We start from the raw sequence: 21122 nt of genomic DNA, 5'->3' as shown, positions 1-21122 counted from the left end.
GGTATTTTTAAAGTTATTGCCGCTGTGGCTAATTTGTGATCTACAGCATCTGTATATTGTCTAACCCGTCTACGTTTGGTGTTCCAAAGGTTTTATCTTTACATTTATTGCAGATAATCTTTGTGATCACCTCCGGAATATCTCTATGGTCTGGTATGGATATACAATTTTCTCCTAATAATTCCTTCCAATCTCTATTTGCTCTTATCGCCTGATCAGAATGCAGAACATTGATATGATATACCTCGTATTTCTTTTTAGCTTCTTCCAACAGATCGAAGTGAGTATAGGTTTGCTGTCCTGAGCCCATGATTTCTCTGATGGCTGATGCCGAAAGTACTTTCAGGCAAGGTTCGTCACCTACGGTAAACAATAGCCCTTTCTGATTTCTTTTTTCAAAAGCATCTGTTCTGGTATGGAAGGCGGCAAAATACCATGCTAATAGATAACTCTCACCTCCATTTCCACCGCCTCCGGATTCAATATAAGTACGGGTAAGCCACATATCCAGTTCTTCATCTCCGGACTCAAACTGGCCTATCTGTAACGGATAATTGTCACATTCATGATCTCCTATTCCCAGAAAAAGCAATGCCGGATCAGGAACGCCACCCTGGATGATTCCACCCATCAGTTTAGGAAGGCCTTCTTTAATGAGTTGATGTGGAATATGTCCCATACTTCCTGTAACGTCCAATCCCAGAATAATAGGAACTGTATTGGGATGTACCTCAGAATCTCTGGACTCCCTGAAAGAAATTCCTTGAGGAATCATTGATGGATGTGCCTGTCTTTTGGCATTCTGTGTAAAAATTTCACCTGCGGATTTTGTTCCGTAACCTGCTCTGCTTGCTCTGTTATAACGAGCGTCTATATCGTATCTTGTACCTCCCATAATTAAAATGTTTTGCCGAATAAATATTCAAATCTCTTTTGAGAAACTCCTAACTGAATATTCAGATTTCTGATAGTTAATGATAATTCCATGTCCTTCTGAACGAATGCTTCGGGATTAAAATCCGCAAAAGTCAAACTGTTTCTGTCCAAAGGACTCACATCAATAAGTCCTTCCTGTTCACGCTCGAGTCTTTTGATTCTTAACCCGATGTCTTCTACCTTGCGCCTGTAAATCAACTCTGAATCTTCTCCGATCGTTCGCGCACGGTCTTCTCTGATCTGATCATTATTTCTTTGTAATGACTCGATAAATCTTGGTTTTAATTCATCTTCCATATCTGATTATTTTTTTTGCGTTATTATTACGCTAATTGAAAAGGACATAGTTTTGCAAAACATTATTTAATATTCATCAGGACTTACCTTTTCATAGTGCTATTTTGTGACCGGTTATTGTGTTTTTACCCTCTTAATTCATCTCTTACTTCCATCAAAGCAAATCCTAAAAGGTTTTCTCCGTTCCATAATAAAGGATTTTCTGCTCTTGAATCTGTTTCCAGCATTCCGATTCCCCAAATGGTATCGTATGGACTGGCTTCTACAAGGATTTTCTCTCCTGTTGACAAAAGAAAGTCTTTATACTTTTTGTTCTGTGAAAATTTCAAAAGATTTCCCTGTTTTACAATCTCATATTTGTGCTCATTCCAAAGTTTCGGGTCAAAGTTTTTTACTTGTCTTCCCAGAGTTTTAACCTGATTCGGACTTGCTGCTTTCAGTATTTTTTCCAGCGTTTCAGGATCATTAAATAATCTTGCTTTACCGGCCATCATATAATGTTCTGCTGTTTTATAAACGATCCCGTTCTCTTCAAAATTCCCTGTAAACCATTGGCTAAAACATGATTTGGTGATTTCATCTTTAACCGTATGCCCCCAGAAAAACAAAAACTTTATCCTTTGTTTCTTCTGAAACCTGTCTTTAATATTTTGTATGGTGTATTTCATATTGTGTTATTTCTACGCAAATGTAATACAATATCATTTTAAGTGCCAAATTTATTTGTGTTAATTTTACGCTAATAAATATAAAAACCTGGTTTACAGGATATAAAGTTTTTACAAATAACAGGTTATGGCGGGATTATTCCATAAAAAAAACGGACTAAAGTCCGTTTTTATACTGATCAGCTTTTTTCGACTGTCTGGCTTCGGTACAGGATTTCGTTGAGTTTTTTCTCCAAAACAGAATATAAAACAAATTCAAAGAAGCGGTTATTCTGCTTTACAATTCTCATTATATGCATATGAATCAGATTAAAGATCTGGGCTTCCTTTGTATCTGCAGTCCAGAAAACCGGTGCGGTCCGGATCTGTAGTCTGATTTCCTTCAGAATCCTATCCGTTTCAGGAAATTCAGATTCTAAAATAAACGCTATGTTTTCTTTATTCTCTGAAAAGATCTTATGAACATAACGGCTGGTATCGGGACCGGCTCTGAGCTCCGATCCGAAAGCATTCTTTATTTTCTTTACATAGCTTATCTTCTCTTCCCAGCTGTCATACATACTGTCAATATAATATAATGCAGTTCTAAGACAAAAGAACAGCTCTTCAGCGTTTCCTTCCAGCGTTTCCTTTATCGTCTGATGTGCTACCAGGCTGTCGAGATGGTGTAGTTTTTCAAAAAACAGGATATGATCTCCTGAATAACGTCTCATTTCTCTGTCATAAGTAGTATATTGAATTTGATCGATATCGTTTTGTTTTTCTTTCAGAAAGGCACTCAGTTCATGAACAGCGTCCATAGGCCTGGAAGAGAAAATCCTCAATCGTATGTGAAAATCAGGACTGTAATAATACAGATAGACAAAATGGCTCAGTATGCCATTCTCCGCCAGCTGATTCAGGTAAGGTATAAGATCCGAAATCAATGGGGCGGCATCTTTTTTACTGATAAATAACTTCAGATAAATACAGTCGTCCATAAAAGGGAATAGTTTTCCCGGAACTTTTATATCTTCAGGTATGGACAGGGATGAGTGGGATACCAGTGCTTTGTTTTTAAAAGCAAAAATAATTTCTGAAAGCACCTTTTCCTTTTCACCGCTCAGACTGAAAGGAATATACTCATCATAAAGAACTTCACAAAGAACTAAGCTGCCTTTCTTTTTAAGCTCTTTTAAAAATAATTCGATGGAAACCGGAATGTTCTCATTAATATAAAGCTCATTTTCTCCTTCCACGATACAGAATGACGGATTGATACCCAGTCTTTCTGCATTCTTTTTATAGGATTGCATGCTGACTTCAGGATTTTCGTTTTTGTTTTTGAAAAATTCACTGGCCTCTACCCTCCAGTGTGCTTTTTTTAAAATATGGTTTCTGTAGCAGATTCTCGGAAAAAAGCCGGAAATCTTCATTACCTTATCGATGGGTATACCCGATTTTTCTTTGTTATCAAACTGAGCACCTATATCGAGTAAAAGACTGAATATAGGGCTATTAACCGGGTGTTTCGCATCAAAAAAGGCAGAGAACCTCGGAATAACATATTTGTTGTATTTTTTACTTCTTAAATATACCCGGGAATCGATAATACTTACCGACAGATCATGAATGTCAATATATTTCTGATGGCTGTATGACGGGCTGTCATTGGGATACCTGATAATGTATTCACACTGAATATTCCGTTGTACGATCTGACCGGCAAGATGAGTAGGAAGGTGCTCTATTTCAGCCCAGATAAAATCGGGGCCCAGTGTGGTCTTCTCATATTCCTGGATTTCATCTGCAAAATTTCTGATTTTCCTGTCCGCGGTAAATCTTCCCAGTATCTTTAGCGGAGAAGCATAGGAAAGATAATTGATGCTGATGGTCCTTTTACTGCTGTCATGATCATTAAAAAGTGAAACAGAACAATATTTTGTCCCGGTATCCGGAACGGTTCCGGAGAAGGATACCAGATCCTGTTTTTCAAGATCAATCTTTATTTTACCTTCTCTGGCTCCTTCAAACATTTTTTTCAGAATCAGGCTTTCAGATTTCCCGAGCTGCAGATGTGAACCGCCTGTCATTCCGATATTATCTCTATCATCAAGAGACAAGACCTCCAATAGTGGAATTTCTCTTTCACCATATTTTTTGATGAAAGCATCAATGAATATTTCGAATACTGCCGGCTTGGTATCAAAATTTTGCGATAATTTCTCATAAATCAGGAGAATATCTTCCACCTCCGTTGCTATTTTTGGGCTGATGCCTTGATCTCCCTGAAAATAAAGATCGTAATGAATCTGCTGATCTAAAGTCTTTCCGGTCAGTCCTTTGGTTTGGAGTTCAAAAATATCGAGAAGGTCTTTATAAAGAGAAGGATCATCCTGTTTCAGCTCATCTGAAATAATAAGCTCCAATACGTCATTGGCAAGATAATGGCTTCCGAGACTGGAGTACTTAAGATTAGAAAAAATAATGGACTCCTCCAGCAAATCATCAAAAAATGCCAACCCTTCATCTTCCGTCACCTTAAAAGTCTCTGTCAGAAAATGAATGAACTCAGCCATAGATCTTTCTTTCTGACAAAATTCAAAAATAGAACTCATTACCTCATCATTCTCAACACTGTTTTTTATATATCCGTTAGCAACACTCTGGAGGTCTTTTTGAATATAAACAGCTTCTCCTTTCTGATTAATTGAAAAGGTATTATTAAGGGAATAGCTAAGCTTCATCCTGATGGTTCTGTTTTCGTTAGCCCTTTTTACAATCTGATCCAGATACGAATAGCTAATCTTCCCACGGATCTCCGTATACCCTTCCGATGTATTTATTTCTTTATGACAAAGATCAAGCAGTCCGATCCCCGAGAACATCCCGAATGGTACCGATCTGGTGGCTGCCCTGGAAAAATACTTATAGAACGAAAACTCAATATTTTTCTTTTTATCTGCTGTCTTATGATCATATTCTAACAGAAATTCAAAGAAATGACCGGAGGCCATTTTTATAGAATCCATAAAAAGACTATTGTGGGACACCTTTTGAAATGTATCTTTAAATGACATACTGGAAAGGTAAGCCGACTTAAAGAAATCAATACCCAACAAGGGTCTTCTTAAAATTGCCTTAGAAAAAAGAGAGTCAGACATAAACTTTGGTTTCTTGCATATCATTAATTAAATCAGGAATAAAATACCTGATATGAGATCTTGAATAATTTTCCGGAAACACATACTGGTTGATGAGTAAAGTAGGTGAAAATTCAAAATTCTCTGTCATTCCGAAGCGGTTTTGTTTCTGGATCTGCTCTTCGATCAGCAAGTGTATGTCATCCCCTATTTCCTGTTTTTTTCTAAAAAATTCAAAATCGTAAGCTAATAGTTCCAGGGTAGAAAGGCCGCCCGAACGAAAATAATGGTAAAAAATATTTCTGATCATTGCTTCGCTTTCCGGCATGAAATTCTTATCATAAAAAACAATCTGGATCACTATACTTTCCGGATCAGCACGATAAATATCCAATAGAGTCCTATACGTTTCTTTACAGTATTTACAGGTAGGATTTGAGATCATGGTGATCACGGGTTGATCATGTTCCTGCTGCCCGCCGATCATTACTCCCATTGTTTCAGTATCCAGATTAATTTTTTTGCTTTTAATCAGGGAAAATTTAAACAAATCATAATTCCGGTAAAACTTAATAAGCCCGGTATTCGTGGTCTTCAGTCTTTCCACTAAAGCAGTTTGGGAAGATACAAAAGAGGTGGCAAGATAAGATACCGCACCGATCAAGGCCAGCAATAAGAACTTGTTCAAACTCATTTCAACCGCCAGTTCCTTGTAAGCAAAAAAACCGGTCACTACCTGGATATACAATACAGCGATCGTTGAGAGACAGATGGTGCACCACTTCTTTTCCACGAAAAACTGGAAATATAAAGAATAGACTGTTACCGGTATACTTAGCAGTGATCCCAATAAAAAAAGATACATATATTCCGGAACTGCAAGACTGAATCCCAGTAAAAAAACCTGGAAAACAAAAAAGAAGAAACTGAGATGCCCTAACTTGACATCGATCTTTTTTGCAGAATTGATCACCGAGCTGCAACTTGATTTTTCCTCTTTGGAAGAACAGAATTTATTGGAGAAATCGGATTCTATTCCCAGCTCCATCGAAAGTCCGCTATAGGAGACATAAACTCCTGCAAAAGAACAAATTAAAAGAACCAAAAGACTCCACGAACCGGAAATTGTTTCCAGGTAGCCAAGAAACAAAAGTAGAACGACATAAACAATCATCTTCCGGTCTGCCCTGAAGATTGCTTTCTTAAACGGAAGCTCTTCAACAATCAAAACAAGGCCTTCTTCCAGATCGTCTTTTGGATGGTATTCAAATGTCAGTTCCCTTAATTCATCATAAAAGATGACAAGGTCTTTAGGGTCGATCTGATCTTTTACTTCTTCATAACTGTACATATCATATTTAATATTCAGTATGTTCAGGGCATCCACATAAGATATAATTTCAGGATAATCAGGGTGGGAACTAACGGATGTTTCAAAGTCGGGATAGTCTACCTCTATATTTTTATTTTTCAGGTATTTATAGAGAATTCGAATATTATTACTCATTCTTGGTTGTATTTTTTAACAGGAAATGATTCAATTCGGAAACCGAAAGATTGATTCCAATGATCTCATTTTTATCGTTCAGTAAAAAGCTGGACGGAAAAGAATTAATGCCCCATTCTTTGGCCTGATCCCCGTTCTCATCCAGATACTGAACCCAGGGAATATTAAAATCTTTAATTGTTTTTCGCAGATAAGGCAGGTCTTTTGTGCGGTCTGTAGCGATATTAATGATTGTAAATCCTTTTGGGGCAAAAGTTTGGTACAGCCTGATATAATCAGGTAAATCACGTCTGCATGGCAGACAGTGGCTAAACCAGAATTCAATCAGAGTATATTTTTGATCCGGACCGGTTTTAAAGTTTACCTTTTTTTTCTCCAGATCAGTGACATAAGGTAACGGAAATGTTTGCCCCATCGCGAATATTTTTTTCCGATGAATTTCAGCGGCTATTTCACGGGCTGCAAAAGTCTTTTTAATAAGAGGTGAAAAAAAACTTAATATCGAGCCGGCTTCCTGCACACTGAGCTGGTTTTTCTGAAACATTTCCACAAACTTCCAGAAAGCGATCCCTGAGCCGGAATATTCTTTTACATAATCAGAAAGCATTTTCTTTTCATCAGCCATGATTTCATTCTGAATTTTATAATAGGAAGTGAAATATTCCCGGGGGATTTTTTCCATCCCTCCATACTCAGCTACTGCTTTATTGCCGTCCTGATATAAATCCTGATATCTGTCCCTGACTGGCTTGAAAAAATGATCAAAGTCTTTTTTTTCACTGCGCAGCTGGCGGCTGTCATTTACCCGAAGGGAATCCATTTTGAAAAGATCAACAGATACATTTCTGGAAGAAATAAAAAAAACAGGTGTTTCGCTGTAACCTTTGATATCCTTGTCGATCAATTTATACGGGCTTCCTTCTTTCAGGCCTGAAACATTAAACTGGAAATTTCCTTTCTGATCCACCGAAGCGGAATCTAAAAGCTTCCCTTTTTCGTAATAGCGGTCGTGAAAAGCATTAACAAGATATATTTTGGATTGGTGAAATGTATATTGTGAATGTCCTTTAATGCTGATGTTTTGTGAAATAAAGAACGGGCTGGCCAGAGAAAAAACTGAAATGCAAAGTTGAGCAAAAACTTTCATAACATGAATGTATTAATAACGAATAAATAAAATAGGCTGCCTTATATTAAATACAGCAGCCTATCTTGATCATATGCTTATATAAGGAATTCTTTCTTCGGTGAGGATATTATATTCCTCATCGACATGAATTACTTATGCGCAGCAGTTTGTGTGTGGAGTTCCGGAGAAGTTATTCCAGATTGATCTTCCTGAAGAACATAGAGCGTCTGCGTTACATCCTCCTTCACTGATTGGATCCTCTATGACTTTTAAACCTCCTTTAAAGTTTTTCAAAGTTCCTCTGTTTAAAGTTGAAGATTCTGATAAAGACTTTGTCGTCTTTTTGATCATTAATTTTTTCATGGATTAGTTGATTTTTGTTCGGAGCCAATTTACAAAAAAAATCAAATGAACAAAGGGTTTATAAAAAAAATATTTCCTTGTCCCATTGAAAAAATCACCTATTTATCATAATATTAAACAGACCGCGGAAATACGGTTTCAGAATTGGTGATCTTTATTTAATTTCAAAATAAAATCCCTGTTCTTCCAGTTCTTTATATTTTTCCTGGTTGAAGGTAAAGAGTTTTCCCGGTCTTCCACTGCCCTCTTTTTTAACGTTATTGGTTTCATTAAGCAATCCGTAGCTCATGATTTTTTTACGGAAGTTTCTTCGGTCAATTTCCTGTCCTACAATGGTTTTATAAAGGTTTTCAAGATCTGAAAAAGGAAATTCTTCATTCAGAAGATTAAATCCGATCGGCTGATACTGAATCTTGGTACGAAGCCTTTTTAAAGCAATATCAATAATATTCTGGTGATCAAAAGCAACTAAAGGAAGCTGATTCACACTAAACCACTGTGCATCATCTGCATCAGAATCTGCAAAGAGCTCATGATAAGAAGGATTCACAAGGCCCAAATAAGCTACAGAAACCACCCTGTTTCTCGGATCACGACCAACATTACCAAATGTATAAAGCTGTTCTAGAAAATCCGGCTTTATGCCTGCTTCTTCGTGAAGCTCTCTCTTTACGGCATCGTCAAGATTTTCATCATCCAGAACCAGCCCTCCCGGAAGGGCCCATCCGCCTTTAAAGGGTTCAATATTTCTTTTGATGAGAAGAATTTGAAGGTCTTTTTTATCGAAATACCCGAAAATAACGGCATCTACCGCTACTTTGATATCCTGTAATTTTTTTGGAGATTCCATAAATTAATTTGCGTTACGAATACACAAAATTATGAATAAATAATTAGTATTTTTACTTTTACTATGAAAAAGCTTTTTTATCTTATTCTTATCCTTGGGCTGTTCTCTTGTAAAAAAGAACCGTCTTTTGCGGATACTATTACCTTACACTATAAAAAAAATGAAAAGCTAAGCTTTCAAAAGTTTAACGAAGGCATCGGAGAATCGGAAACCGGATTAATATATATTGGCAAGGACCCGTCCAATGTTGAAGTAAAGTATTATAATTCAATGGTAGCACCACCGCCACCGCCGCCTGGAACAGAGATCAAAAGAAATTTTAACCTTCATAAGGAATATTTTCGTCCCGCTTTTGAAAGAATGAAATTTTCTTACACACCTGTGCGTTTTGATTCTTTATCGGAAGCTCATGTAAAAATAATCATTAAACCTAAGGATACCATTCCTAAATATGCCTACAACTCAGAAATCGGTGTCATTAAAAAATACAAAGCTTTTCCCGTCTTTATCAAAAATATCTCCAAACGGAAATTAATATTTCCGGAATTCAAAAACCTTCCGCTTGCGATATTCAATAGTCAGCATAAATGGCAGATGATATGGAATGATAATGCCTTTAGTTGCGGAGCCGTATGGGAAAGGGATTACTGGGAATTTGAACCTGATGAAATCATGATCTTTTCAGTTAATTATCTTACGGGAGCAGATCGAGGCAAATTTAAAATATCATTTGGAGGGACTGCTTCTGAACCATTTATGATGAATTATGACAGAAATACGGTCAAAGAACAGCGAAACTACATTCAGGTACAATAAAAATAAAAACCGCTTCTTTCGAAGCGGTTTTTCTATATTTAGTCATTAAGCTTTAATACAGCCATAAATGCAGATTGCGGTACCTCTACCCTTCCGATCTGTTTCATCTTCTTCTTACCTTCTTTCTGCTTTTCCAATAGCTTACGCTTTCTGGAAATATCTCCACCGTAACATTTTGCGGTAACGTCCTTCCTTAAGGCTTTGATGGTTTCTCTTGCAATAACTTTCGTTCCTAATGCTGCCTGAACAGCGATATCAAACTGCTGTCTCGGGATCAGTTCACGAAGCTTTTCACACATTCTCTTACCGATGTAATAAGCATTGCTGTCGTGAATCAATGATGACAGGGCATCTACCATATCACCGTTGATCAGGATATCCATTTTTACAAGCTTGGAAGCTCTGAAACCGATTGGGTGGTAATCGAATGATGCATATCCTTTAGAGATTGATTTTAATCTGTCATAGAAGTCGAAAACAACTTCTGCCAAAGGCATATTGAAAATTAATTCAACTCTTTCAGATGTCAAATAACTCTGGTTAACGATCTCTCCTCTTTTCTCAATACATAAAGTCATTACAGCGCCCACAAAGTCAGATTTTGTAATGATAGAAGCCTTAATGAAAGGTTCTTCTACTCTGTCCATTGTGGAAGGATCCATCATTTCAGACGGGTTATTGATCAAGATTGGAACTTCAGGTTCTTTTTTAGTATACCCGAAGTAAGAAACGTTTGGTACCGTCGTAATTACGTTCATATTAAACTCTCTGTCCAAACGTTCCTGAACGATTTCCATGTGAAGCATTCCTAAGAATCCGCAACGGAATCCAAAGCCAAGAGCTGCTGAACTTTCCGGTTCAAAAACCAGAGAAGCATCGTTCAGTCTTAATTTTTCAAGAGAGAATCTCAACTCTTCAAAATCCTCAGAATCAATAGGATAAATACCAGCAAATACCATTGGCTTTACCTCTTCAAATCCATCAATTGGGCCGTCTGCCGGTTTATCGAAAGAAGTGATGGTATCTCCCACTTTTACTTCACGAGCATCTTTAATCCCTGAAACCAGGTATCCTACATCACCACACTGAATGGTTTTCTTTGGAACCTGCTTCAATTTCAGGGTCCCTACCTCATCAGCTCCATATTCTTTCCCTGTAGCAAAGAATTTGATCTTTTCATTTTTAGTGATGCTCCCGTTTACTACTTTGAAGTAAGCTTCAATTCCTCTAAATGGGTTGTAAACAGAGTCAAAGATCAAGGCTTGAAGTGGTCCGTCAGGATTTCCAACCGGTGCAGGAATTCTTTCAACAATTTGTTCCAACAGGTGATGAACACCTTCTCCTGTTTTCCCTGAAACTCTCAATACATCTTCATATTCACATCCGATAAGATTCATGATCTCATCAGTTACTTCTTCAGGATTGGCAGATGGAAGGTCAATTTTATTCAGAATCGGAATAATCGTAAGATCATTTTCCAATGCCAGATAAAGGTTACTAATCGTTTGTGCCTGAATACTCTGGGCCGCATCAACAATAAGAAGTGCACCTTCACAGGCAGCGATTGAACGGGAAACTTCATAAGAAAAGTCAACGTGTCCCGGGGTATCAATAAGGTTTAAAATATATTTTTCTCCTTTATACTCATAATCCATCTGGATTGCGTGAGACTTAATCGTAATCCCACGTTCTTTCTCCAAATCCATATCATCCAGTGTCTGAGACTGTAATTCTCTTTGAGTAACAGTATTTGTATACTCCAGAAGACGGTCTGCCAAAGTACTTTTACCATGGTCAATATGGGCGATTATGCAAAAATTTCGTATGTTTTTCATTTAAGAATCTTGTAATTTGCAAAGATAAAAAAAAGAGAGACATATATCTCTCTTAAATTCATTGTAATGAATAATTTATGATTCATCAGAAAAGTCATATTCTCCGGTCATAGGATCTATATATACTTTCCCGGTATCCTGTTTCTTCATTTTTTTCTGCCTTTCTCCCTGTTCAATTGCTCCGGCAATCCCCCCGATCAGGCCAAACATTCCGTACGTATTATTTACTGCAACAGGGAAAAGATGACCTCTGTTGGCGATTACATAATATCCTTTTTCATCTTTATTCAGCTCCATAAATCCGGAAAAAGTATGTTTATATACTTTTCCTTTATCTACATAAGCAAACATTTTATAAGCCTGTATTTTAGTTTTCTTTCCGTCTTCTTCTTTCAAAGCTTTTGTTATCTCACCTTTAGTGTTAGTTTCAAATGTGAAATTTCCGGGTTCAGGAGTTTGATTAAAGAAAGAAGCATGATCCAGATAAATTCCGTCTTTTAACGGGCCTTCTTTCAGGGCTAGAGTATTGGATTTCACATATTGCTCATAGTCAGCCAGATCACGAATTTCAACTTCTCTTGCAGAAGGCTTTAAAGAGTATGATTTTTTGATGAAGACCGAATAGATAACCGGAATATTCTTCACCATATACTCAGCAATTTCTTTATTATTAAAGGTAAACACTGTATCTTTTTTATAAAGAAACTGATACTTATCTCCGTTTTTTGCAAATGTTTGTGCTGAAAAATCTATATTTCCTTCTGTTGTTTTACCGTTTGATTCTCCTATTGAAAGTTTTAATTTTTTTAAAACCATAACAAATTCGGTATTTCCTGTTGCATACCCGTTACTTTTGGCAAACCATGCATTGAAATCTACTCCCGGATTGTTAGGAAAAACAATTTCTCGCATTTCCTTTTTGTCACCAAAAGGAAGTGTCCCTATTTGTTGATCTTCTCTCTGATCAATGACTTTGAATGCCTTGTAGGCATAATCTGTGTAATTTAAAATGTTTCCTTTGAATTTAATCTCTTCTTTTGTCTGTGAAAAAGAAATAACCGCTATACAAGTAAAAATGACCTGTAATAATTTTTTCATGAGTAATTTTTAGACAAAAATATGGTATTTAAGACAAAAAAATTAAACGGCTCTCACAAAAAGGTTTGTAAGAGCCGTCCAACATTAAAAAAATAAACTATTATGGGTTTTGTTTAGGCCCGGAAGTCGTATTGTTTCCGTGAGGCTTTCTTTCATTCATTTTATCTCTCATCATTCCCTCTGACTGAAAGAGCTTCAAGACTTTTTGGCAGGGAATTACCTGCTGCATTTTATCTGCGTATTTCTTTCTGTTATCCAATAGCTTCTGCCCTATTTCAAAGCTCTGCTGCAGCTTTGCCTTAGCTTCATCATCTGATAAAGTTTCCGGGTTAAAACTTGGATCGAACTGACTTTTTATCTGCTTCTGACTTTCCAGATATTCATTATAAAGCTGGGTAAATTCTGCTTTATCATCCTGGTCGATATTCAGATTATCCATGATCATGTTATTTCTGAACTTCCTGAGCAATTCTTTCCTTTCTTCCGGAGAAAGATTATTAATGACCTCTTTTCTTTGTTTAGGGTCCATCTTTTTCCAATCATAGTCCGTTCTTTGAGCATTTAAGCCAAAACCATAAATAATAAGAAACGTCAATAATATCTTTTTCATCTTTTATTAATTGTATAAGTCCAAATAAACGTCTTGAGTTGAGTTACTAGCTAGTTCTGCAATTTCAGAATTAGAGAATGAATCCAGATAATCATTCATTTTGGTTTCATCTTGTCTGGTAACTACTTTCACTGCTTTAGGTGACGTTATTGTTTTTTCATTTTCGTTTTTATAGGCATCAACACTCCCAGTATTCTGATTTACAACTGTTTGATTATTATTTTCAACAGAAGTTAAATCAGATTTTAATGTCTCATAAGCGAGTTCGCCTTCAGTTTTAGGCTCCCCTTTATGAATGGTATAACCTGCATTTGAAGTTAATCCTTTTTCAACTGAATTTTGATCAGAATTAAAAACATAAGTCATCCCAAAAATCAAAGCTAAAGAGGCTGCTGCTGCATATATCCAGTTCAGTTTAAAGACAGGTGCTTTTTTACTTGTCTTTATCTCATTCATGACGCTATCCTGAATGTTTTCAAACAATTGATCAGGAACCTTGTAAATGTTTTTACGTTCTAATTTTTCTATATCGAACTCTTTCATTTCTGTTTTTTCAAAAATTATCTTTCGTAATTTTCTTTTATAAAATCTTCTATTTTCTGTTTGGCATAGTGATAATTTGTTTTCAGTGTTCCTACGGACATATCTACAATTTTAGAAATTTCCTCATAAGGCAAATCATCATAATACCGCATCATAAATACAAGTTTCTGCTTTTCAGGCAGGCTTTGTATGGCATTCTGTAACAGGATTTGTATTTCTTCGGCATCACCTTCGGTATTATCGGCGACAAGATTCTGCATATGATACTCCGCATCTTCATCAGATTTTTTCATTTTATTCATTTTGTTGACCTGCTGTAGCGCTTCGTTGGTAGCAATTCTATAAAGCCAGGTATACAGCTGGCTGTCATTTTTGAACTGATGAAAATTCTGATAAGCTTTAATAAATGTTTCCTGCAAAGTATCCTGAGCAAGATCTCCGTCCACAATAATTCTTCTTATGTGCCAATACAATCTGCTTTGATAAGCATCCATCAAGGCACGGACTCCTTTTTCCTGGGTCCGTGGATTTTGCATCAACGAAATAATTTCCGCGTCCTTAATCTTCATAAGATGCTTTCACTGTTTTGGATTACAAAAATAACTGAAAGTTAAATTATTCACTCAATTTTTCACCTAAATATCCAAAATAATATGAGACACTTAGATCATAAGCCTTAGACTACAGGCAATAAGTGTGCCCATCATTAATTTATGATTTCTCTCCTTCTTCTTTCTTTTTCCTGCTCATCTTAAAATCTTATATTTGTTATATGAAAATTGTAATCATCGGTTCCGGAAATGTTGCCTATCATATGGCCAAAGCATTCACTTTAAAAGGAATTTCTTTGGCTCAGATTTTTGGCAGAAATGAAAATGAGCTTAGGAAAACTTCTGAGGAGTTGAACATCCCTTATTCTTCAAAACAGCTGGAAGATGCAGACCTTTATCTCATCTGTGTAAGTGATCATTCTGTAGAAGAGGTTTCTAAGATAATCACTAAAAAAGAAAGTCTTGTTGTTCATACTTCAGGATCGTTACCTAAAGAAATTCTTTCCGGAGCGTACAGAAAGGCAAGTTTTTATCCGTTGCAGACTTTCTCAAAGTCCAAAGATCTGGAATATGAGAAAATTCCGTTTTTCATTGAAGCAGAAAATAATGAAGACCGTGACCTTCTTTTTGAAATCGCTTCCAAGATCTCAGAAAATGTAATGGAAAGTACTTATGAAAAGAGAAAATATATTCATTTAACAGCTGTTTTTGCGTGTAATTTTGTCAATCATCTTTTTTCAAGAGCAAAAGAAATTTCTGATTCTCAGGAGATTCCGTTTGATTATTTTTTACCGCTGGTTAATGAGACCGTACAGAAGATCTATGAAATAGAGCCTAAAATGGCACAAACAGGTCCGGCCGTAAGAAACGACATAAGGATTTTACAATTGCATGAACAGTTATTAAAAGGCGAAAGTCTTGAAATTTATAAAACAATGAATCATTCTATTCAGAAAATGTATGAGTTATAAAGAGAAATTAAAAGATATTAAAGCGTTTGTATTTGATGTTGACGGTGTTTTTACAGACGGAAGTGTTTATCTTATGCCGGGAGGAAATATGTGCAGAGTAATGAATGTTCTGGACGGATATGCTGTCGTAAAAGCTTTAAAAAACAATTATTTGATAGGCGTTATTACCGGTGGAAATGACGAAATGGTAAAACATAGAATCAACTATCTCGGAATTCAGGATTACTACCCGAAATCACACAACAAAATTGCTGATTTTGAAGATTTCAAAAAGAAATATAATCTTAAAAATGAAGAAATTCTGACTATGGGTGATGATCTTCCGGATATTCATATTATGGAAAACTCAGCGATTGCGGCATGTCCTGAAAATGCAGTTCCTGAAGTAAAAGGAATTTCTGACTATATTTCTCCCAAAAAAGGAGGAACAGGAGCTGTACGTGATGTTATAGAACAGGTGATGAAAGTTCAGGGAAACTGGCATGATGATAATACCCAATCTGTATAATCTTTAGTTTATGAAATTACTATTAGCCTCGCAATCGCCAAGAAGAAAAGAATTGCTTACCAGTCTCGGATTTGAATTTGAAGTGGTAAAAACAGATTGTGAAGAAATTCTTCCTGCTGATATTAAAATTGAAGAAGCTGCGGCTTATCTTTCTCAATTGAAAGCGGATACATTCAGAAGCTTATCTCCTGATGAAATTCTGCTTACCGCCGATACGGTGGTAGCCATAGAAGATAAGGTCCTGGGAAAACCTGCAGATGAAACCGATGCCAAAAATATGCTTCGCCATCTTTCAGGAAAAACCCATCAGGTATATACCGGAATTACAATAAAGACCCAGGACAGAGTATTTACTGAAACAGATGTCGCTGATGTCACCTTTGATGAAATAACAGACGGCGAAATAGAATTTTATATTCAGAAATATCAACCTTTTGATAAAGCCGGCAGCTATGGTATTCAGGAATGGCTTGGAATGGCTAAGATCAAAAATATAAACGGAAGCTTTTATACGATTATGGGCCTTCCTACTCATCTGGTGTATAAAATTTTGCAAAAAATATAAATATTGTTCATTATAAAATTTTATTATTTTTACAAAATTGATCAATCAATCGATAATAAAAAGCAAATTAGCGAGTTATATTGAATAATGAAAAAAAATATATTATTCCTTTTCGTAATATTATTTGTTGCTTCCTGTGCTACCAAAACAAAGAAGCCGGAACAACGATCCAAGATGCTGAAAGGATTTTACACCTATTATAATACTCTTTTTAATGCCAAAGATGCATTGAACAGTGAATTTACGACACGGGACAAAGGACATAAGGACAATTTTTATGCTCCTTATATTCCTATTCTCACGTATGAAGAACAACCTCTGGGAAGTGATCTTGGCCAATCTGCGGCTTTTGCGGAAAACTCCATGAAAATGGCTGAAGTAGCCAATACCGGCAATAAATCTTCAGGAAGAAATAATCCCGGTATTCCTAATATTCCGGGAATGACCGGAAATTCACAGGCCAATCAGGATGAAGATCAGAATAAAGGCGCTACTACTTTGGAAATTGCAGAAGCTAAAGCGCTTAAAGCGATCAATAAATATTCAGTGATCAGAAACGGAGAAGAGAAAAACAAACAGATTTTTGAAGCCTATATGATTCTTGCTCAGGCCAGAATTTACCGAAATAAACCTCTGGACGCTCTGGATGCTCTGAACTACGTTTTCACTCACATGAAAGATGATAAAAGGCTTCCGCTGGCAAGAATTTATCAGGGGTTGGCCTATGATAAAATCAAGGATTATCATAGAGCTCATGAGACATTTGAGAAACTTAAGGGAGAGGACATCAATAAATCCTATGCAAAACTTTTAAGCATTTATTATTCGGAATCTCTGTTGGATGCAGGTAAAACTCAGGATGCAGCAAAAGAACTTGATGAAGCTTTTGAGCTTAATTCCAATAAAAAACTGAAAAGCCGGATTGCTTATTTAAGGGGTCAGGTTCTTGAAAATCTCGGGCAAAATGACAAAGCAAGAGAAAGCTTTGCAGCAGCGTATAAATATGCCAATGATTTTGAATTTGAAGTAAAATCACAGATTGCCATCGCCAAAACGTTCAATGGTAAAGGTGATTATAACGGAGCCAAAAATTATCTTGAAGGAATCAGTAAAAAAGGAACTTACGGATCCCGAAAGAATGAATTTTACTATGCGTTAGGTTTAATGGCCAATAAGGCAGGAAAAAAAGAAGAAGCGCAGCAATTTTTCAGAAAATCTTTATTTGAAAAGGTTTCCGATCCTCAGATCCGAGGGCTGGCCTATTACGAAATAGGAAAAAGCTATCTTGAAAAAAATGATTATATCGGGGCGGGAAGTTATTATGATTCAGCACTGGCTGTAATGACTTATGAGCCTTCTAAGATTTTATTGAAAGACCAGTCCGAATACATCAAAAAAATCTCTAAAAACTATTATCTGATCAAAAAAAATGACAGTATTCTTTCTTTAGCTAAAATGAATGATGCTCAAAGAACCGATTTTTTCAGCAAACATATTGCTAAATTAAAGGCAAAAGAAGAAAAAGAAGAACTGGAAAGAAAACGAGCAGAAAGAAGCAAGGGTTTTGATACAGGAGATTACAATGCCAATTCTATTTTTGCAAACAATGCCAATGCTTTTGAAGATTTCGGTGTTACTACAAAAGGTTTTTACTTTAGTAATACAGGAACAGTAAGCAAAGGAACCTCATCATTTAAGCAGGTCTGGGGAGACAGAGCTCTTGTTGATAACTGGCGTTTTTCAAAAAAAATGACTTCTATTGAAGATATGAAAAACGAGGCCTTAGGGGTAACCTCTGCTCCTAACCCAAGACGTTTTGAACCGGCTTATTATATCGAACAGATTCCAACCGATCAGGGGAAACTGGCCCAGCTGAAGAAAGACAGAGATACTGCTTCTTTAGGTCTGGGGGTTATGTATCAGAATTATTTTACCAATACTCCTCTGGCTACCAAAACGCTGTATGATCTTGTAGATGTAAAACCTGAAGAAAAAGTAATGCTTCAGGCACTTTACGAAATCTTTGCCATGAATTATGAAAAAAATCCTCAGGCGTCTGACCGGGCAAAACAGATTCTTTTGACAGACTATCCGTACACATCCTATGCAGAATTTGCCAGAAACCCTAAAAATGTTTCGTTTGTAAAATCTACAGAAGATGTTGAAAACGAATATAAGAAAGCCTATGCATTATATGAGGCTGAAAAATTTGCAGAAAGTAAAACTACGATAGACCAGACCATTCAAAAATTTCCTAAAGATGCACTGGTTCCTAAACTTTATCTGTTAAATGCTTTCAATGCAGGAAAATCCAGCGGAAAAGAAGTAATGATTCTTCAGCTTGAACAAATTGCTCTGAATTACTCTAAAACACCTGAGGGAGTAAGAGCCAAAGAAATGCTGAACTATCTTAAAAGTGATCTTAGTTTCCAGGCTACGGATCAAAAAGGAAATGCTGTTCCGATGCAGCCGGGGACCAATCAGCCTAACCAGCTTCAGAATAATAATCAGTCCTCTCCCGCTCAAAACGGCGCTCCGAAAAGACCCGGAAACAATACGCTTCAACAGAATCAGGTTAACTTATCAGAAGGTGCTGTACCTGCAGGGAATATCCAGCAACAAAAAAAGAAAAGAGGAAATGAAAACAGTTCAAATTCAACTGCTCCTCCAAGACCTCAATAAAAAAGAAAAAGCGAAGACTGAGTCTTCGCTTTTTTTATATTCTTATCCTTTTCCGGTGTATAGAGAATCTTAAGATTTCTTTTTTACACCATGGAAGTCTTTTAGATAAAACGGCTCAAAATAAGCCATATCTTCAAATTCTTTCTTTTCTATTCTTTCCAGGGATTTCTTAATGAGATATTGTGCGGAAGGATAAACATCTTCTTTAAAATCTGCCTGCGGAAGATTCAGAATATCTTTTGCCTTGGTGGCACCGTCTCCCACAAACAAAACTTTTTTATTCTTAAACTCTTCAAAAGAAGTCTCATCTAATATCTTGGCAATTGTTTCTGAGAGCTCCTCCCCTGTCCTGCCGTCATAAACGGCCGTATAAACCTCCATTCTTCTCGCATCGATTAAAGGCACTATGAAATCATAATGAGTGCCTAAAAAAGGCTCTATCATGCTTTCTAAAGAGTTTACTGCAACCAATGGTACTTTCAGTCCGTAGCAGAAACCTTTTGCAGAGGCTGCCCCAATCCTTAATCCGGTGTAAGAGCCGGGTCCTTTCCCCAGTGAAACAGCTTCAATTTCTTTCATTGAAATACCCGCTCCTTCCAGAGCCCACTCAACAAAAGTATGAAGGCTTTCAGACTGTTTATAATTTTCAGAAACTTCTTCACACAGACATAATAGTTTTTCATTGTCTGAAATGGCTACTGAACAGTTTTTAGAAGAGGTTTCAAGATATAAGATTTTCATTGTCTTGTTTTAGGCTAAATGATAAAAAGTAAAATACTTCTGATAATATGCTGCAAATTTACTTCTTTATTTTGAGACTATTTTCTATAGATTGTTCTTGGCTCTGCCTGAGCACTCGGATAAATCGTCATATCAGAAATCGTTACGTGTTTTGGGGCATTTACACAATAAGCAATTGCATCCGCAATATCTTCTGCTTTTAATGCTTCATATCCCGCATACACATTTGCTGCTTTTTCGCTGTCCCCTTTGAATCTTATCAGTGAGAAATCGGTCTCCACAGCTCCCGGCTGAATATTCGTTACTTTAATTCCAAATTCTGTAAGCTCAAGCCTCATCCCTTCTGAAATAACATCCACTGCTTTTTTGGTGGCACAATAGACAACACCATTCGCATAGGTTTGTCTTGCAGCCACAGAACTGATGTTTACAATATGACCTAAATTTTTAGTTTTCATAGATGGGATAATCATTTTAGAAACATATAAAAGTCCTTTTACATTCCCGTCAATCATTGAATCCCAGTCATCGGTCTTCCCGGAAGAAAGAGGATCCAGCCCGTGTGCATTACCGGCATTATTAATCAGAACGTCAATATCTTTCCATGCTTCAGGAAGAGAACTAATGGCAGTTTCCACTTCTTCCAGGTTTCTCACATCAAACATTAAACTAAATATTTCGGTAAATTCAGACAACTTAGTTTTTAAAGTCTGAAGCGCATCAGCTCTTCTTCCGCAAATAATAATTCTGTTTCCTTGTTGAGCAAGAAGCTCGGCGGTAGATTTTCCTATACCGGAAGTAGCCCCTGTGATGAGTATTGTTTTCATAAAATTGTTTTATTTACTATAAATGCATCGGTATCGCCGCAGGGATATGATGACAGGATTACATGATGGGATTCTTATACTGATCCATTTATTATCAGTTGGCATCCCATGCCTGAAAAGCATCGATAATATGATCAATGACTAATTTTTTGTTTTCATCAGGAAGAACTGAAATGATATCAAACCTTACTTCCTGGTCTTTATTAAATTCTTCCAGATAATGATTGGCAGCAGAAACAACGGACCTGATTTTGGTTTTGGTGACCGCTTCCTGAGGAAGTAAAAATACATCCGAAGATCTTGCTTTTACTTCAACAATGATCATCAGATGGTCTTTTTCAGCAATGATATCGATTTCCGCTTTCTGAAAACGAAAGTTTCTGGCAAGAATTTTATAGCCGTTTTTCAAAAGATAATCGGCTGCCATGTCTTCTGCTATTTTTCCAAAATCGTTGTGTGTTGCCATACTTTCGGTAATATAATCAGAAGGCTAGGGTAGAGGC

Annotated in this window: 21 protein-coding genes; 5 read left to right on the top strand and 16 right to left on the bottom strand. The window is 36.6% G+C overall.

What is annotated here, in order from left to right; all coding sequences use genetic code 11:
* Positions 1-40 precede the first annotated feature (40 nt).
* The 8 genes from JO178_RS12575 to JO178_RS12540 all read right to left on the bottom strand — a co-directional run bounded on the left by JO178_RS12575 (position 41) and on the right by JO178_RS12540 (position 8872).
* Positions 41-895 (bottom strand): hypothetical protein, encoded by an 855-nt coding sequence (locus tag JO178_RS12575; RefSeq protein ID WP_291936103.1) that lies wholly within the window; start codon positions 893-895, stop codon positions 41-43.
* A gap of 2 nt (positions 896-897) precedes the next feature.
* On the bottom strand, positions 898-1233 hold the full coding sequence (locus JO178_RS12570) for a hypothetical protein (RefSeq protein ID WP_291936101.1): 336 nt from the start codon (positions 1231-1233) through the stop codon (positions 898-900).
* 125 nt (positions 1234-1358) lie between these two features.
* Positions 1359-1901 carry an NADAR family protein gene (locus JO178_RS12565; RefSeq protein WP_291936096.1) on the bottom strand — a complete coding sequence of 181 codons (543 nt, stop codon included), beginning with the start codon at positions 1899-1901 and terminating at the stop codon, positions 1359-1361.
* A gap of 179 nt (positions 1902-2080) precedes the next feature.
* The gene (locus tag JO178_RS12560) at positions 2081-4912 is read right to left on the bottom strand and encodes a thiopeptide-type bacteriocin biosynthesis protein (protein ID WP_291936093.1); all 2832 of its coding nucleotides are present in this window, start codon (positions 4910-4912) and stop codon (positions 2081-2083) included.
* 124 nt (positions 4913-5036) lie between these two features.
* Entirely contained in the window at positions 5037-6530 is a 1494-nt protein-coding gene (locus JO178_RS12555; protein ID WP_291936091.1) for a vitamin K epoxide reductase family protein, read from the bottom strand.
* The gene (locus tag JO178_RS12550) at positions 6523-7677 is read right to left on the bottom strand and encodes a TlpA disulfide reductase family protein (protein WP_291936088.1); all 1155 of its coding nucleotides are present in this window, start codon (positions 7675-7677) and stop codon (positions 6523-6525) included. The genes JO178_RS12555 and JO178_RS12550 overlap by 8 nt, the downstream gene beginning before the upstream one ends.
* Before the next feature lie 135 nt (positions 7678-7812).
* Positions 7813-8022, bottom strand: coding sequence for a hypothetical protein (locus JO178_RS12545; protein ID WP_291936085.1), 210 nt, complete (start codon positions 8020-8022; stop codon positions 7813-7815).
* A 154-nt stretch (positions 8023-8176) separates the two neighbouring features.
* Positions 8177-8872: an NUDIX domain-containing protein gene (locus JO178_RS12540; RefSeq protein ID WP_291936082.1), complete on the bottom strand. Its 696-nt coding sequence runs from the start codon at positions 8870-8872 to the stop codon at positions 8177-8179.
* A gap of 63 nt (positions 8873-8935) precedes the next feature.
* On the opposite strand from JO178_RS12540, the gene JO178_RS12535 reads away from it, so the two are divergent.
* Positions 8936-9688: a hypothetical protein gene (locus JO178_RS12535; RefSeq protein WP_291936080.1), complete on the top strand. Its 753-nt coding sequence runs from the start codon at positions 8936-8938 to the stop codon at positions 9686-9688.
* Between the two features lie 38 nt (positions 9689-9726).
* Here JO178_RS12535 and lepA read toward each other — a convergent pair whose 3' ends face one another.
* The 5 genes from lepA to JO178_RS12510 all read right to left on the bottom strand — a co-directional run bounded on the left by lepA (position 9727) and on the right by JO178_RS12510 (position 14343).
* Positions 9727-11523 carry a translation elongation factor 4 gene (gene lepA, locus JO178_RS12530; RefSeq protein ID WP_291936077.1) on the bottom strand — a complete coding sequence of 599 codons (1797 nt, stop codon included), beginning with the start codon at positions 11521-11523 and terminating at the stop codon, positions 9727-9729.
* A gap of 75 nt (positions 11524-11598) precedes the next feature.
* Positions 11599-12621, bottom strand: a complete 1023-nt coding sequence (locus JO178_RS12525) for a hypothetical protein (RefSeq protein WP_291936075.1) — start codon at positions 12619-12621, stop codon at positions 11599-11601.
* 100 nt (positions 12622-12721) lie between these two features.
* Positions 12722-13231, bottom strand: coding sequence for a hypothetical protein (locus JO178_RS12520; RefSeq protein ID WP_291936073.1), 510 nt, complete (start codon positions 13229-13231; stop codon positions 12722-12724).
* Between the two features lie 6 nt (positions 13232-13237).
* Positions 13238-13774 (bottom strand): hypothetical protein, encoded by a 537-nt coding sequence (locus JO178_RS12515; RefSeq protein ID WP_291936070.1) that lies wholly within the window; start codon positions 13772-13774, stop codon positions 13238-13240.
* A gap of 17 nt (positions 13775-13791) precedes the next feature.
* Positions 13792-14343 (bottom strand): sigma-70 family RNA polymerase sigma factor, encoded by a 552-nt coding sequence (locus JO178_RS12510; RefSeq protein ID WP_291936067.1) that lies wholly within the window; start codon positions 14341-14343, stop codon positions 13792-13794.
* A 203-nt stretch (positions 14344-14546) separates the two neighbouring features.
* Here JO178_RS12510 and JO178_RS12505 point away from each other — a divergent pair, with 203 nt between their 5' ends.
* From JO178_RS12505 to JO178_RS12490, 4 genes are all read left to right on the top strand, one after another.
* Positions 14547-15296 carry a Rossmann-like and DUF2520 domain-containing protein gene (locus JO178_RS12505; protein WP_291936064.1) on the top strand — a complete coding sequence of 250 codons (750 nt, stop codon included), beginning with the start codon at positions 14547-14549 and terminating at the stop codon, positions 15294-15296.
* Positions 15286-15804, top strand: coding sequence for an HAD hydrolase family protein (locus JO178_RS12500; protein ID WP_291936061.1), 519 nt, complete (start codon positions 15286-15288; stop codon positions 15802-15804). The genes JO178_RS12505 and JO178_RS12500 overlap by 11 nt, the downstream gene beginning before the upstream one ends.
* 10 nt (positions 15805-15814) lie before the next feature.
* Complete coding sequence (locus JO178_RS12495; protein WP_291936057.1) at positions 15815-16369, top strand: Maf family nucleotide pyrophosphatase; 555 nt, start codon at positions 15815-15817, stop codon at positions 16367-16369.
* An 87-nt stretch (positions 16370-16456) separates the two neighbouring features.
* Complete coding sequence (locus JO178_RS12490) at positions 16457-19051, top strand: tetratricopeptide repeat protein (RefSeq protein WP_291936054.1); 2595 nt, start codon at positions 16457-16459, stop codon at positions 19049-19051.
* A 69-nt stretch (positions 19052-19120) separates the two neighbouring features.
* Here JO178_RS12490 and tsaB read toward each other — a convergent pair whose 3' ends face one another.
* From tsaB to JO178_RS12475, 3 genes are all read right to left on the bottom strand, one after another.
* Positions 19121-19792, bottom strand: a complete 672-nt coding sequence (tsaB, locus tag JO178_RS12485; RefSeq protein ID WP_291936051.1) for a tRNA (adenosine(37)-N6)-threonylcarbamoyltransferase complex dimerization subunit type 1 TsaB — start codon at positions 19790-19792, stop codon at positions 19121-19123.
* 77 nt (positions 19793-19869) lie between these two features.
* Complete coding sequence (locus JO178_RS12480; protein ID WP_291936048.1) at positions 19870-20619, bottom strand: SDR family NAD(P)-dependent oxidoreductase; 750 nt, start codon at positions 20617-20619, stop codon at positions 19870-19872.
* 94 nt (positions 20620-20713) lie between these two features.
* Positions 20714-21085, bottom strand: a complete 372-nt coding sequence (locus JO178_RS12475) for a YraN family protein (RefSeq protein ID WP_291936045.1) — start codon at positions 21083-21085, stop codon at positions 20714-20716.
* Positions 21086-21122: the final 37 nt, after the last annotated feature.

The organism is Chryseobacterium sp. (assembly GCF_019236175.1).
Lineage (GTDB): Bacteria > Bacteroidota > Bacteroidia > Flavobacteriales > Weeksellaceae > Chryseobacterium.
Note: the sequence above shows the minus strand (reverse complement) of the source record. Positions and strands in the feature narration are given on the sequence as shown.

What these genes read in the sequence shown, in the direction of transcription:
- JO178_RS12575 (WP_291936103.1), bottom strand. Translation starts at nt 895, where the DNA reads ATGGGAGGTACAAGATACGATATAGACGCTCGTTATAACAGAGCAAGC.
- JO178_RS12570 (WP_291936101.1), bottom strand. Translation starts at nt 1,233, where the DNA reads ATGGAAGATGAATTAAAACCAAGATTTATCGAGTCATTACAAAGAAAT.
- JO178_RS12565 (WP_291936096.1), bottom strand. Translation starts at nt 1,901, where the DNA reads ATGAAATACACCATACAAAATATTAAAGACAGGTTTCAGAAGAAACAA.
- JO178_RS12560 (WP_291936093.1), bottom strand. Translation starts at nt 4,912, where the DNA reads ATGGATTCTATAAAAATGGCCTCCGGTCATTTCTTTGAATTTCTGTTA.
- JO178_RS12555 (WP_291936091.1), bottom strand. Translation starts at nt 6,530, where the DNA reads ATGAGTAATAATATTCGAATTCTCTATAAATACCTGAAAAATAAAAAT.
- JO178_RS12550 (WP_291936088.1), bottom strand. Translation starts at nt 7,677, where the DNA reads ATGAAAGTTTTTGCTCAACTTTGCATTTCAGTTTTTTCTCTGGCCAGC.
- JO178_RS12545 (WP_291936085.1), bottom strand. Translation starts at nt 8,022, where the DNA reads ATGAAAAAATTAATGATCAAAAAGACGACAAAGTCTTTATCAGAATCT.
- JO178_RS12540 (WP_291936082.1), bottom strand. Translation starts at nt 8,872, where the DNA reads ATGGAATCTCCAAAAAAATTACAGGATATCAAAGTAGCGGTAGATGCC.
- JO178_RS12535 (WP_291936080.1), top strand. Translation starts at nt 8,936, where the DNA reads ATGAAAAAGCTTTTTTATCTTATTCTTATCCTTGGGCTGTTCTCTTGT.
- lepA (WP_291936077.1), bottom strand. Translation starts at nt 11,523, where the DNA reads ATGAAAAACATACGAAATTTTTGCATAATCGCCCATATTGACCATGGT.
- JO178_RS12525 (WP_291936075.1), bottom strand. Translation starts at nt 12,621, where the DNA reads ATGAAAAAATTATTACAGGTCATTTTTACTTGTATAGCGGTTATTTCT.
- JO178_RS12520 (WP_291936073.1), bottom strand. Translation starts at nt 13,231, where the DNA reads ATGAAAAAGATATTATTGACGTTTCTTATTATTTATGGTTTTGGCTTA.
- JO178_RS12515 (WP_291936070.1), bottom strand. Translation starts at nt 13,774, where the DNA reads ATGAAAGAGTTCGATATAGAAAAATTAGAACGTAAAAACATTTACAAG.
- JO178_RS12510 (WP_291936067.1), bottom strand. Translation starts at nt 14,343, where the DNA reads ATGAAGATTAAGGACGCGGAAATTATTTCGTTGATGCAAAATCCACGG.
- JO178_RS12505 (WP_291936064.1), top strand. Translation starts at nt 14,547, where the DNA reads ATGAAAATTGTAATCATCGGTTCCGGAAATGTTGCCTATCATATGGCC.
- JO178_RS12500 (WP_291936061.1), top strand. Translation starts at nt 15,286, where the DNA reads ATGAGTTATAAAGAGAAATTAAAAGATATTAAAGCGTTTGTATTTGAT.
- JO178_RS12495 (WP_291936057.1), top strand. Translation starts at nt 15,815, where the DNA reads ATGAAATTACTATTAGCCTCGCAATCGCCAAGAAGAAAAGAATTGCTT.
- JO178_RS12490 (WP_291936054.1), top strand. Translation starts at nt 16,457, where the DNA reads ATGAAAAAAAATATATTATTCCTTTTCGTAATATTATTTGTTGCTTCC.
- tsaB (WP_291936051.1), bottom strand. Translation starts at nt 19,792, where the DNA reads ATGAAAATCTTATATCTTGAAACCTCTTCTAAAAACTGTTCAGTAGCC.
- JO178_RS12480 (WP_291936048.1), bottom strand. Translation starts at nt 20,619, where the DNA reads ATGAAAACAATACTCATCACAGGGGCTACTTCCGGTATAGGAAAATCT.
- JO178_RS12475 (WP_291936045.1), bottom strand. Translation starts at nt 21,085, where the DNA reads ATGGCAACACACAACGATTTTGGAAAAATAGCAGAAGACATGGCAGCC.